This is a genomic window from Pseudomonas sp. MPC6 (assembly GCF_006094435.1).
Lineage (GTDB): Bacteria > Pseudomonadota > Gammaproteobacteria > Pseudomonadales > Pseudomonadaceae > Aquipseudomonas.
In genome coordinates this window covers 4,609,521-4,622,769 of sequence record NZ_CP034783.1, presented here as the reverse complement: position 1 = coordinate 4,622,769, position 13,249 = coordinate 4,609,521, and the positions used below count along the sequence as shown (strand labels likewise).

Below are 13,249 nucleotides of genomic sequence, written 5' to 3'. Positions count from 1 at the left end.
TCAGTATCCGCCACCGGTTTCGAGCAGGCTGATGCGCCCGCTCAGATCATGGCGAGCCTGGCGGATCAGGCGCTCGTCCTGGCTTGCCAGTGCTTGTTGAAACAGGTTGGCCCAATGGGCGATCTGCTCACGCAGCTCGCCCAGGCTTTCCTGGTACAAACGCTCCAGGCGGGCCACCAGCACCGTATTGATCTGCTGTTCGCGGGGGTGCACCTTGAGCTCGGCCAGCGCGAGCAGGCGCTGGGCAATTTCTTCGCTGCCGAGCACCCCCGGGTTGTTCTCGATGACCAGTGCATGCTGTTCACCGGTCATGGGAATGCGCACCTGACACTCGAGAATGCCGTTGATGTCGTAGGTGAAGCGCACGTCCAGGTCGACGACGCCACCGGTGTTCGCCGGGACCGCAATCTCCAGTTCACCCAAGGCGATGTTGTCACGCACCAGGCGACTCTCACCCTGGTAGATCTTCACCAATACGCTTTCCTGCAGTTCATGGACGGTACACACGGTCTTTACCCGGCTGACGGGGACCGTACTGTTGCGCTCGATGATCGGCAGGTAGTGCCCGTCCTCATAGTGTTGGCCCACCCGGACCGAGGTTGAAATACCCAGGGTGTAGGAGCAGACGTCGGTCAATACCACCTCTTCCAGCGCGGCACTGCGGGACTTCAGCGCGGCTTGTATCGCTGCGCCGTGAGCCACGGCTTCGTCAGGGTTGATGTGGAAGGAGGGGAAGCGGCCAAACAGCCCCGCGGCCAGTTTGCGCACCAGCGGCATGCGGGTGGTGCCGCCCACCAGCAGCACTTCGTCGAGCTCGTTGATGCGGATTCTGGCATCGCGCAGGGCCCGTTCAATCGGATTGCGCAGGCGTTCGAGCAAGGGCGCGAACAATGTGGCCATCTCGTCCTGGGAAAAGACATGCTTCCATTGCTGCCCGTCCACCCGCAATACAAACTCGCTCGTCGTATCCTGCCCCAGCGCCTGGCGGACTCGCTCGGCTTCGCGGCGCAGCGCGTGGGCAATGGTGGGTGCCGGCGGAAATCCTGGCTGGTCGCGCTGGGTCTGGATAAAGCGTTCGGCCAGCACCTGGTCGAAATCCTCGCCGCCCAGATAGTTGTCGCCGGCGCTGGCCCGTACCTCCATGACGCCGTCGAACAGTTCCAGGACTGACACGTCGAAGGTGCCGCCGCCCAGGTCGAAGACCAGGAACGAGGTTTCCTTGCCGTGCTGAGGCAAGCCGTAGGCCAGCGCGGCAGCGGTCGGTTCATTGATGAGTTTGTCGACTTTCAGCCCGGCCAGTTCGCCAGCGATACGGGTGGCCTTGCGCTGCGCATCACTGAAGTACGCGGGGACGCTGATCACTGCCTCGGTCACCGGTTCGCCGTAGGCACGCTCGACGTCATCCTTCAGGCTCCTGAGCACCAGTGCCGACAGTTCTTCCGGGCGCAGCGACTGGGTACCCAGTTGCACGGTGTGCGCACTGCCCATATGACGCTTGAACAATGCGGCGGTCAGGGTGGAATGGGTGTGCAAGCGCTCGCGGGCAGCCTGGCCGACCAGAATCCGGCCTTCGTCGTCCAGCCCCACCACTGAAGGGGTCAGCACCTGACCCAGGGCGTTAGGCACCAGCACACTGGCGTCGTTATGCCAGACAGCCACCAGGCTGTTGGTGGTACCCAGGTCGATTCCGACAATCATCTATGCGTTCCTTTTCCCTGGCTTGACTTGATGGACCTGTTCTTCCTTGAACCGCAGAGACAGATCGTAGTCATTGTGCGATCACGGTTTGCAATGAAGGTTCAATGCCAAACCTCCCGACGTGGCTCCAGCAGCGCGCCGCAATTGGTCCTAAAAAGTTCTGCACGCCCGGAAGACACTGCGAAGGCAGCCAGATTCGCTCCCCATGAAGGATCGATGACCGACTGCTTCTGAACTGCCTTTCAACCTAAAACAATAACGAATGGGGTGAGCAGCATGTCCGTACCTCAACAAACCCGATCGGAAAGCTCCAACGGAGGCCTGCAATCGGGACTCAAGCAACGCCACATGGCCATGATCGCCCTCGGTGGTGTCATCGGCGCCGGCCTGTTCGTCGGCAGCGGTGTGGTCATCCAGTCTGCGGGGCCCGCGGCCCTGATTTCCTTTCTGGTCACCGGCGTACTGGTCATACTGATCATGCGCATGCTCGGCGAAATGGCCTGCGCCATACCGACCGTCGGCTCCTTCTATGAATATGCACGCATGGCCTGGGCCGATCATCCACAGTCGAGCCAACTGGCCGGCTTCCTCACGGGCTGGATGTACTGGTATTTCTGGGTGATCGTCGTCGCGGTTGAGGCCGTGGCCGGCGCTTCGCTCATTCAGTTCTGGTTGCCGGACGTACCGGCCTGGGGCATCAGCCTGACGCTGATGATCATTCTGACCCTCACTAACTTGTGCTCGGTCGCCTCCTTCGGCGAGTTCGAGTTCTGGTTCTCCTCGATCAAGGTCGCGGCGATCCTGGTTTTCCTGCTGCTGGGCGGGCTGTATCTGCTAGGCATGTGGCCGACCGAAACCCACCACGGGCTGAGTTCGATGCTCAGTCACGGCGGCTTCATGCCCAACGGCATCGGCCCGGTGCTGACGGGCGCGGTGGCGGCGACCGGATTCTATTTCGGCGCGGAGATCGTCACCGTGGCCGCCGCCGAATCTGCCGATCCGGTACGCTCGGTCGCGCGGGCCACCAACTCGGTGATCACCCGCGTGCTGTTCTTCTATGTCGGCTCGATCCTGCTGGTGGTCACCCTGGTCCCCTGGGACTCGCCCGCCATGCTCACGCCCTATTCCAGCGCTTTGGCAGCCATGGGCTTCGATTGGGCTGCGCACGTGATGAACGCCATCGTGCTGACGGCCGTGCTGTCCTGTCTGAATTCGGGCATCTACGCGTCCTCGCGCATGCTGTTCGCACTGACCAAACGCGGTGACGCACCGCGCAGCCTGGCCAAGCTGTCCCCGAGCGGCGTACCGCGCCGGGCGATCTTTTTCGGCACGCTGTTCGGCTATCTGTCGGTGATCATGTCGTACATATCGCCGGAGACCATCTTCGCCTTCCTGGTCAACTCTTATGGCACCGTGGCGATCTTCGTCTATGTGCTGATCGCCCTGTCTCAGCTGCGCTTGCGGGCGAAGCTGGAACGCGAGGCGCCGGAGAAACTCAAGGTCCGGATGTGGTGTTATCCCTACCTGACCTACGTCGCCATCTTTGGCATGCTCGGCATCGTGACCGGCATGGCCTTCATCCCCGAGCAACGCATGCCGCTGGCGTTGGGCGTCGCCAGCCTGGCGATTCTGCTGTTGGCGTTCATCAGTCGCAGCATCTGGCGGCGGATCAAGGGCCTGCCGGAAGTTGTACCGGCGAACAGCTAGCCGTTTTGACTCGTCAGGGTTTCAAGAAAAGTCGCCGATTGGCGACTTTTTTATTGTCGCCGGGCACCCGCCAACCGCGAGCAATGCAGTACACCAACGTTGAGGATTAGCAGGACCGCACCGAGCCTCCCTGCTGGGGAGGCATCATCGGGGGTCAGTGGCGGCCGTTGAGCAGGCGCAGGATTTCGTCGAATACCGCATTGTCCAGGCTGCGCGACAAATCGAGCTCCAGGCTCCGGCGATAGTAGGGGCTCAGGTCCAGACCGACGCCGAGGGCGTACAACTCGATGCTGCCCTCCTGCTCGATCTGCCGCGTCACTTGCTTGAGGTGCAGGTCGAGGATGTCCTGCCGGTTGGTCTGGTGGGTGGCGCTGTCCATCGGGCAGCCGTCGGAGATGATGATCAGGATGCGCCGTCGTGCGTCGCGCTGCAGCAGCCGCTGACGCGCCCAGAGCAGCGCCTCGCCGTCGATGCCCTCGCGAAACAGATCGGACTTGAGCAACGCGGCAATGGTCGGCCGGGCGCGGCGCCAGGACGTTTCGGCATCCTTGTAGACCAGATGGCTAAGCTCGTTGAGTCGTCCCGGATCGGCTGGCTGGCCCAGGGCGCGCCAGCGCTTCAACGGGCGCCCGCCATTCCATTGGCCGGTGGTGAACCCGAGGATTTCACTGCGCGCGCCGGCCAGTTCCAGGGCACGACTGAAGGCGTCAGCCAGCAAGGCGACACTCTCGATGTGGTTGCGCATGGAGCCGGAGTTGTCGATCAGCAGACTGACCAGGCAATCACTGTGCGGACGCTCGAGCTCGTGGCGAAAAATCTCGCGTTGCTCGGGGCTGATGATCAGGCGACTGAGGCGGCCGGCATCGATCTGTCCGTCGGTCTGGGCGAAGGCCCAGCCATCTCGACGAGGCGCTGCCAACAGGGCACCCAGGCGCTTGGCCAGGCGCGGCAGATTAAGGCCCTGGCCGGCCAGGCGACGGTCCAGGCGCTGGCGCAGTTCGCGCAACAACTCGGGCCGTACCAGGCGGGTGGCGTTACGCTCGCAATCGTAGTCGCGGCTGAATACCTGATAAGTAAAGGCGTTATTGCTGCCCCGTGGATTGCCTTGGGCAGTACCGCTGCTGTTGACCTCACCCTCGCCATCCTGATCCACGTCCAGTAACAGGGCGAAGGCCAGGTGAGTCTTCTCGGCGATGTCCGAAACCTTGCGCTCGTCGTTTCCAAGCAGTTCGGCATCCAGGTGCTCGATCAATTCCTGTGCCTTGGCGGCAATCAGCAAGGCATGCCCGGTAAACGCCAGCTGGTCATGGCGACAGCGGCGCATCAGCCCGAAGGCCGCGCCGAAATGACCGAGCAGGCTCAGGCGTGGCGCTTCGATGAGCATTTCCGTCTGTTCCCCGGCGCGGCCGCCACACAGCAGCATCCAGCTCATCTGCGCCAGGGTGAAGAGCAGCAGGCCGACGTGTCCCTCGGCTTGTCCGGCGTCGAGAAACTGCTGGCTCCACTGCTCGAAGCGCTGCAACAGATTGCGCCGCACGCCGGGATGACAGTCGGCCACCAACGACTCGACCCGCAGTTGCTCGAGCAGTTCGAACACCAGGCGCGCGATGGGCTGCGCCGGGAGCACCTGGCGGACCAGTGCCTGATCGCTGTGCTTCAAGCGCAGCGCCAGGCTATCCGCCACCCCGCGCCAGGCCTGACGCTCATCGTGCTCGGGGTCTGGGTGCAGGTGCGGGGCGCGCACCGGGAAGTGCCGTTCCTGCACTTCCAGGCGGCCGCCGCGGTAGCGTACGCGTGGCTCACCGGACAGTGCCCGCAGTGTCGCTGCGCAGAGTTCCTCGAGTTGTTGCTGGCGTTTCTCGCGGCGAGGCGGTGGGGTCATGGGGGTCTTCCTTTACGGGTTCAAGCAAGTGCCAGCAGGGGGAACGCCGATTCGGCCAGCTCCTCGTCGAAACAGCGTTGGTAGTATTCGGCGACGATTGGCCGTTCGGCTTCGTCGCATTTGTTGAGGAACGACAGGCGGAAGGCCAGCGCCGGGTCGCTGAAAATTTCCATGTTTTCCGCCCAGGAGATCACGCAGCGCGGCGACATCAGGGTCGACAGGTCGCCGCTGGCGAAGCCCTGGCGAGTCAGGTCGGCCACCGCCACCATCTGTGTCAGCAACCGTTCGCCGTGGCGGGCGAGCAGGTGCGGCACCCGCGCGGCGACTATCGCGACTTCTTCGGCCTGGGGCAGGTAGTTCAGGGTGGCGACGATGTTCCAGCGATCCAGCTGCGCCTGATTGAGCACCTGGGTGCCGTTGTACAGCCCGTTCAGGTTGCCCAGGCCCACGGTGTTGGCGGTGGCGAACAGGCGGAACGCGGGGTGCGGATGGATCAGCAGATTCTGGTCGAGCAGGTTGAGCTTGCCGTCGCGTTCGAGGATGCGCTGAATCACGAACATGACGTCCGGGCGGCCAGCGTCGTATTCGTCGAAGATCAGCGCCATGGGCCGGCGCAGTGCCCAGGGCAAGACGCCTTCCTGGAATTCGGTGACCTGCTTACCCTCACGCAAGACGATGCCGTCCTTGCCGATCAGGTCCAGGCGGCTGATATGACCGTCCAGGTTGACGCGCGTGCAAGGCCAGTTGAGCCGCGCAGCGACCTGTTCGATATGGGTCGACTTGCCGCTGCCGTGCAGGCCTTGCAGCATCACCCGGCGATTGCGGGTGAAGCCCGCGAGAATCGCCAGGGTGACTTCCGGGTTGAAGCGATAAGCCGCGTCGACTTCCGGCACATGTTCGTCCGGGGTGAGGAATACCGGGACGCGCATGCTGGAGTCGATACCGAACAACTCCCGGACAGGGACCAGGCGGCTGGCAGGTTCGAAGTTCAGGTCGGTCATGAATATCGCCTTTGGGGCCGGAAAGGAAGTCTTGATTCTAGGGAGGTGGCCCGTGTTGGGGAGGGGCCAGTTACCGGCACCCGATACGGCCAGTCGTGGCGGCTGGCGACCTGTTTAAAGGGATAGCGATTCGTGGGCTGGCCGCAGGTTGTCCTCCTGGGCATAGGCATCAACACATCTGTTAAGGGCTGCCACAACCTGTGGCGAGGGAGCAAGCTCCCTCGCCACAGGTTGTGGATGGCTCAGTTACCCAATACCTCGTCCAGCGCCTGTTCGAGTGTGCTGACCGTGCGTTCGATATTGTGCAGCTTTTCGAGTCCGAACAGACCGATGCGAAAGGTCTGGAAGTCGGCCGGCTCGTCGCATTGCAACGGCACGCCGGCGGCGATCTGCAGGCCGTGCGCGGCAAATTTCTTGCCGCTCTTGATCTCGGCATCGTCGGTATAGCTGACTACGACGCCAGGGGCCTCAAAGCCGGCTGCGGCCACGCTCTTGATACCCTTGGCGGTCAACAGGGCGCGCACCCGGTCGCCCAGCGCCTGCTGTTCGTCGCGAACCTTGTCGAAGCCATAGGCTTGGGTCTCTTTCATTATTTCGCTGAAACGCGCCAGCGCGTCGCTGGGCATGGTCGCGTGGTAGGCATGCCCGCCCTGTTCGTAGGCGTGCATGATCTGCAGCCATTTTTTCAGGTCGCAGGCGAAGCTGCTGCTCTGGGTCTGCTCGATGCGCTCCAGGGCCAACGGACTGAACATCACCAGGGCGCAGCAAGGGGACGCGCTCCAGCCCTTCTGCGGCGCACTGATCAGCAGGTCGATCGCGCACTTTTGCATGTCGACCCACAGCGCGCCCGAGGCGATGCAGTCCAGCACGAACAGGCCACCCACGGCATGCACGGCGTCGCCGACGGCGCGCAGGTAATCATCGGGAAGGATGATCCCCGATGAGGTTTCAACGTGGGGGGCGAACACGATCTGCGGCTTCTGCGCCTGAATGGTTGCCAGCACTTCGTCGAGGGGCGGTGGGGCGTAGGCGGCTTGGCGGCCAGCCTCGACCGGACGCGCTTTCAATACCGTGGTGGCCGCCGGGATGTTGCCCATCTCGAGGATCTGGCTCCAGCGATAACTGAACCAGCCATTGCGGATCACCAGGCATTGCTGGCCGCCGGCAAACTGCCGCGCCACCGCTTCCATGCCGAAGGTGCCGCTGCCGGGGACCACCGCAACGGCCTGGGCGTTGTAGACCTGTTTCAGGGTGCTGGAAATGTTTTTCATCACCCCCTGGAACGCCTGCGACATGTGGTTGAGCGAGCGGTCGGTGTAGACCACCGAGTACTCGATCAGTCCGTCGGGATCGATACTGGGATATAGCTTTGACATAGGTGACTCCTGTGGCAGAAGTGTCAATGTTATCGACCCTGCCTCAAGCTTTGACAAATGACAAGGTGGTCCGGGATCAAATGGATATATCCGTTCGAAGGGCCCGGTCTGCCTGGCGTCCATGGGGGGGAGCGCGCGCGGCAATCGCGGTGTTCATCAGCACCCCGTTGATCTCCACTTCAATCATTCAGGTTCTCCTGCAGGTGACGGCTGTCGTGCTCGCAGGGTGAGGGGACTGGCGCAGCGCTTGAAAGAGCCAGTCGCGGCTGCGGCGCTGGTCCAGTGCGGTGATTGATGGCTGGCATCACGCGTGGGCAATAACTGGTTCTAACTGCGCGCGCTGCTTGTTCTTAATTTCGTCCCCAGGGGTGGATCGGGCAGTGCTGCGTTGCGATGCCGAGTACTGCTCCTTCGTATGTCGGTGCCTGGCGCTTGTCTGCTGCCCGGTGACCCACAATAAAAATGCACCAGTCGAGAGGTCAGCATGAAAACAACAGCTCACGAGTACGACGCAGTCGAGGCATTGGCCAGTGACCGCGCTCACGTCTGGCATCACCTGTCCCAGCACAAACCGCTGGAGCAGAACGACCCGCTGATGATCGTCAAGGGCAAGGGCATGCAGGTCTGGGACATCAAGGGCAACGAGTTCCTGGATGCGGTATCTGGCGGTGTCTGGACCGTCAACGTCGGTTATGGCCGCGAGAGTATTGCCGACGCCGTGCGCGATCAGTTGGTGCAGATGAATTTTTTCGCCGGCTCCGCGGGCAACATTCCTGGCGCCCGGTTCGCCAAGAAACTGATCGAGAAGATGCCTGGCCTGAGCCGGGTGTACTACTCCAACTCCGGTTCCGAGGCCAACGAGAAGGCCTACAAGATCGTGCGGCAGATCGCGCACAAGAAGTACGGTGGGAAAAAGCACAAGATTCTGTTCCGCGAGCGGGACTACCACGGCACGACCATTACGGCGCTGAGTTCAACCGGCCAGTTCGAGCGCAAGAACCAGTACGGTCCCTTCACCCCGGGTTTCGTCGAGTTTCCACACTGCTGCGAATACCGCTCGCAGTTCGGTGAAATCGCCGACTATGGCGTGCGCGCCGCCATGCTGATGGAGCGCGTCATCCTTGCCGAAGGGCCGGATACCGTGGGGGCCGTGGTGCTCGAGCCGATCACCGCCGGCGGGGGCGTCATCACGCCGCCGGAAGGTTACTGGGAGACCATTCAGGCGATCTGCAAGAAGTACGACATCCTCCTGCACATTGACGAAGTGGTTTGCGGTCTGGGCCGTACCGGCAAGTGGTTTGGCTATCAGCACTACGGCATCAAGCCGGACATCGTCACCATGGCCAAGGGTGTGGCCAGCGGTTACGCGGCGATCTCCTGCACAGTGACCACCGAGGAAGTGTTCGAAGCGTTCAAGGGCGAGGCCGATGACCGGATGGGCTACTTCCGTGACATCAGCACCTTCGGCGGCTGCACCTCAGGCCCGGCGGCGGCGCTGGAGAATATGCGAATTATCGAGGACGAGGGCTTGTTGGCGAACGTCACCCATATGGGCGAGTACTTCATGGGTCGCCTGCGTGAGCTGCAGGACAAGTACCCGATCATTGGTGATGTGCGCGGCAAGGGCCTGTTCTGTGGCCTGGAACTGGTCAAGGACCGCAAGACGAAGGAGCCGGTGCCGGAGAGCGTGCCGATTGCCATCGCCGCCGACTGCATGCGCCAGGGGGTGATGATCGGGCGTACCAACCGCAGCTTCGAGCAGCTCAACAATACGCTGTGCTTCGCCCCGGCGTTGATCGCCACACAAAAGGAGCTGGATGTGATCATCACCGCCCTGGACAACGCCTTTGGCCGCCTTGCAACTCAGCCATAACGCTTGCGCCCTGAGCGGACCGGCCCCTTGGTTTTGTCGAGGGGCCGGTCTTGCTGTGTCTGCAGCGTTATAAGTCGAGCGCTGGATAGTCTTGCCGAGGCGTTGTTGCTAGTCTGCCTGGCAATCGCCGCGTTAGCGCTGTGCCGGCAAGCGCATTTTGAAGTGACTGGCCGAGTGGTGTGCGGTGCCAGCGCTTGTCGTTCGTTTAGTCGAGGCCGCTATGTTCCAGTTGTTCCATTTGTCCGCCGAAAAATCCACCCACCTGCAACAGCAACTGCGCGAGCAGATCGCCCAAGTGATTCTCAACGGCAATATTCCGCTCGATAGCCCGTTACCCTCCAGTCGCAAGCTGGCCAAACAGCTGAACATTGCGCGCAACACGGTGGTGCTGGCCTACGAACACCTGCTCGACGATGGCTACTTGATAGCCCGTGAGCGCAGCGGCTACTACGTCAATCCGGCTATCTTGGGTCACAAAGTCGAGTCGCCGCGTGCGGACCAGGGCGAGGCCGCCACCACCCAGCTGGACTGGTCGCAACGGCTCGTCATGCAACCCTCGCAGCAACGCAACATGTGCAAGCCACGGGATTGGCAGAATTACAAATACCCGTTTATCTACGGGCAGTTTGACCCGGCCTTGTTTCCGACCGCCAACTGGCGTGAATGCTGCCGCGACGCGGTCAGCATCCCGGCGATCCGTGACTGGGCCTCGGACCGCTTCGATAACGACGATCCCCTGCTGATGGAGCAGATCAGGACCCGCCTGTTGCCGCGTCGTGGCGTCTGGGCGTCGCCTGAGCAGATCCTGGTCACGGTGGGCGCGCAGCACGCGCTGTATATGCTGGCGCGTCTGTTGTTGCGCCCCGACAGCCTGATGGGCATTGAAGAGCCGGGCTACATGGACATCCGCAATATCGCCACGCTCAACCCCTCGAGAATCCAGCCGCTGGCGGTGGACAACCAGGGCCTGATGCTGACCGATGAGCTCAATGGCTGCGATCTTATCTACACCACGCCCAGCCATCAGTGCCCGAGCACCGTGACCATGCCCCTGGAGCGCCGATACGAACTGTTGCAGCGGGCCAACGAGCACGATTTTCTGATCATCGAGGACGACTACGAAAGCGAGACCAACTTCAAGGGCAGCCCGATCCCGGCGCTCAAGAGTCTGGACAAGCATGACCGGGTGCTTTACGTCGGCAGCCTGTCAAAGACCCTGGCGCCCGGCCTGCGGGTTGGCTATCTGGTGGGGCCCGAAGCCCTGATCCGCGAGGCGCGGGCGTTGCGTCGATTGATGGTGCGTCATCCGGCGGCGAACAATCAGCGCTCGGTGGCGCTGTTCCTCGAGCGCGGGTACCACGACGCGTTGATCATGAGCCTGATGCGGGCGTACGAGGAGCGTCATCAGCAAATGGGCGCGGCCCTGCGTGAGTACCTGCCGGAATCCTCCAAGGAGCCGAGCTTCGGCGGCTCCTGCTACTGGGTCAAGGGGCCCGACAGCCTGGATGCGCGACGCCTGCAGAAGGAAGCCGCCGAGCACGGCATCCTGATCGAGCCCGGCGATATTCATTTCTTCGGTGAGCAACCGCCGCTCAACTACTTCCGTCTCGGATACTCCTCGATTCCCGCCGAGCGCATCCGCCCGGGGATCAAACTGCTTGCCGAGCTCATCCAGCAAATAAGCTGACCGACCCTTTTCCAGACGCTGCCCCGCGCCAGTAATGGCGCGGGTTTTTGGCGTGTGCGACGCCTGTCGTGCACCTGCCCGGGTCGTCTGTGCCTGCTGGCGAATCTGGACCCAGCTGGCTTAACAGTTGGTCTTCAACTGGTCCTATCTGCCATTTCCGTCGACTCCTACTCTAGCCCCAAGTCATTGGCGCCACAGCCGCCTTACCTTAAGCAACGAGAGGATTATCGATATGCCACGCATGACCCCCAGCGAAGCAATGGTTGAAACACTGGTTGCCAACGGCGTCACCGACATCTTTGGCATCATGGGTTCGGCCTTTATGGATGCGATGGATATCTTCGCTCCGGCCGGCATCCGTTTTATCCCTGTGGTCCACGAGCAGGGCGCCGGTCACATGGCCGACGGCTTCTCGCGGGTCAGTGGTCGACACGGCGTGTGCATCGCGCAGAACGGCCCCGGCATCACCAACTTCGTCACTGCTATCGCCGCCGCTTACTGGGCGCACAGCCCGGTGGTGGTGATCACGCCCGAAACGGGCTCGTTGAGCCAGGGCCTCGGTGGCTTCCAGGAAGCCCAGCAACTGCCGTTCTTCGAAACCATCACCAAGTACCAGGCCCATGTGCCTAACCCTGCGCGAATGGCGGAACTGACCGGCCGTTGCTTCGATCGGGCGATGCAAGAAAACGGTCCGACCCAGCTGAACATTCCGCGAGACTTCTTCTACGGCGATATCAACGTCGAGATCCCCACGCCGATCCGTATCGAGCGCAGCGCCGGTGGCGAGCAGAGCCTGGCCGAAGCTGCAAAGATTCTGGCGGCGGCGAAGAACCCGGTGATCATCTCCGGTGGCGGTGTGGTCATGGGCGACGCCGTCGAAGCCTGTCAGGCGCTGGCCGAATACCTCGGCGCGCCGGTGGTCAACAGCTACCTGCACAACGACTCCTTCCCGGCCAGTCACCAGCTGTGGTGCGGCCCGCTTGGCTACCAAGGTTCCAAGGCCGCCATGAAACTGCTGTCGCGCGCCGACGTGGTCCTGGCCCTGGGGACTCGCCTGGGTCCATTCGGCACCCTGCCGCAGCACGGCCTCGATTACTGGCCGAAGCAGGCGAAGGTGATCCAGATCGACTGCGACTCGAAAATGCTCGGCCTGGTGAAAAAAATCACCGTCGGTATCTGCGGCGACGCCAAGGCCGCGGCGGTCAACCTGCTTGGTCGTCTGGAGAACCTCGACGTGCAGTGCCTGGAAAACAAGGGCGCACGTGCCGAGGAAATCGCCAAGGAAAAATTCGATTGGGAAACCGAGTTGAGCGCCTGGATCCACGAGAAGGACGAATTCTCGCTGGACATGATCAAGGAGCAGAGCGGTGAGGACGGCAACTACCTGCACCCGCGCCAGGTCCTGCGTGAACTGGAAAAAGCCATGCCGGCCGATGCCATGGTCTCCACGGACATTGGCAATATCAACTCGGTCTCCAACAGCTACCTGCGCTTCGAGAAGCCGCGCTCGTTCTTCGCCGCCATGAGCTTTGGCAACTGCGGCTACGCGCTGCCGACCATCATCGGCGCCAAGGTCGCCGCACCGCACCGCACCGCCATCTCCTATGCCGGTGACGGCGCCTGGGGCATGTCGATGATGGAAATCATGACCTGTGTGCGCGAGAACATCCCGGTCACCTCGATCGTGTTCCACAACCGTCAGTGGGGCGCGGAGAAGAAGAACCAGGTGGACTTCTACAACCGTCGCTTTGTCGCAGGCGAACTGGAAAACCAGAGCTTCGCCGGCATTGCCCGCTCGATGGGTGCCGAAGGCGTCACCGTTGACCGTCTGGAAGACGTCGGCCCGGCGCTCAAAGCGGCTTGCGAGGCACAAAAGGCCGGCAAGACCACGGTGATCGAGATCATGTGTACCCGCGAACTGGGCGATCCGTTCCGTCGCGATGCGCTGTCCAAGCCGGTGCGCTTCCTCGAGAAGTACAAAGACTACGTCTGAGTCGCCGAGGTGACCGGTTGGCGCCGGTCACC

The 13,249-nt window shown here is 62.3% G+C and carries 8 protein-coding genes; 4 read left to right on the top strand and 4 right to left on the bottom strand.

Translation table 11 applies throughout. The annotated features are described in order from the left end of the window. Window positions 1-1,698, bottom strand: a complete 1,698-nt coding sequence (locus tag ELQ88_RS23410; protein WP_138968103.1) for a molecular chaperone HscC — start codon at window positions 1,696-1,698, stop codon at window positions 1-3. Between the two features lie 276 nt (window positions 1,699-1,974). Here ELQ88_RS23410 and ELQ88_RS23405 point away from each other — a divergent pair, with 276 nt between their 5' ends. Further along, complete coding sequence (locus tag ELQ88_RS23405; protein ID WP_218190508.1) at window positions 1,975-3,405, top strand: amino acid permease; 1,431 nt, start codon at window positions 1,975-1,977, stop codon at window positions 3,403-3,405. Between the two features lie 154 nt (window positions 3,406-3,559). On the opposite strand, the gene ELQ88_RS23400 is transcribed toward ELQ88_RS23405, so the two are convergent. The 3 genes from ELQ88_RS23400 to ELQ88_RS23390 form a co-directional block, all read right to left on the bottom strand. Further along, complete coding sequence (locus tag ELQ88_RS23400; protein ID WP_138968101.1) at window positions 3,560-5,287, bottom strand: cobalamin biosynthesis protein CobT; 1,728 nt, start codon at window positions 5,285-5,287, stop codon at window positions 3,560-3,562. 20 nt (window positions 5,288-5,307) lie between these two features. After that, the gene (locus ELQ88_RS23395) at window positions 5,308-6,288 is read right to left on the bottom strand and encodes a MoxR family ATPase (RefSeq protein WP_138968099.1); all 981 of its coding nucleotides are present in this window, start codon (window positions 6,286-6,288) and stop codon (window positions 5,308-5,310) included. Between the two features lie 242 nt (window positions 6,289-6,530). Next, window positions 6,531-7,664 carry an aminotransferase class V-fold PLP-dependent enzyme gene (locus ELQ88_RS23390; protein WP_138968097.1) on the bottom strand — a complete coding sequence of 378 codons (1,134 nt, stop codon included), beginning with the start codon at window positions 7,662-7,664 and terminating at the stop codon, window positions 6,531-6,533. A gap of 484 nt (window positions 7,665-8,148) precedes the next feature. On the opposite strand from ELQ88_RS23390, the gene ELQ88_RS23385 reads away from it, so the two are divergent. The 3 genes from ELQ88_RS23385 to xsc all read left to right on the top strand — a co-directional run bounded on the left by ELQ88_RS23385 (window position 8,149) and on the right by xsc (window position 13,217). Then, on the top strand, window positions 8,149-9,537 hold the full coding sequence (locus tag ELQ88_RS23385; RefSeq protein WP_138968095.1) for an aminotransferase class III-fold pyridoxal phosphate-dependent enzyme: 1,389 nt from the start codon (window positions 8,149-8,151) through the stop codon (window positions 9,535-9,537). A gap of 220 nt (window positions 9,538-9,757) precedes the next feature. After that, window positions 9,758-11,224 carry a PLP-dependent aminotransferase family protein gene (locus ELQ88_RS23380; protein ID WP_128871208.1) on the top strand — a complete coding sequence of 489 codons (1,467 nt, stop codon included), beginning with the start codon at window positions 9,758-9,760 and terminating at the stop codon, window positions 11,222-11,224. A gap of 232 nt (window positions 11,225-11,456) precedes the next feature. Further along, window positions 11,457-13,217 (top strand): sulfoacetaldehyde acetyltransferase, encoded by a 1,761-nt coding sequence (gene xsc, locus ELQ88_RS23375; protein WP_138968093.1) that lies wholly within the window; start codon window positions 11,457-11,459, stop codon window positions 13,215-13,217. The last annotated feature ends 32 nt before the right edge of the window (window positions 13,218-13,249 follow it).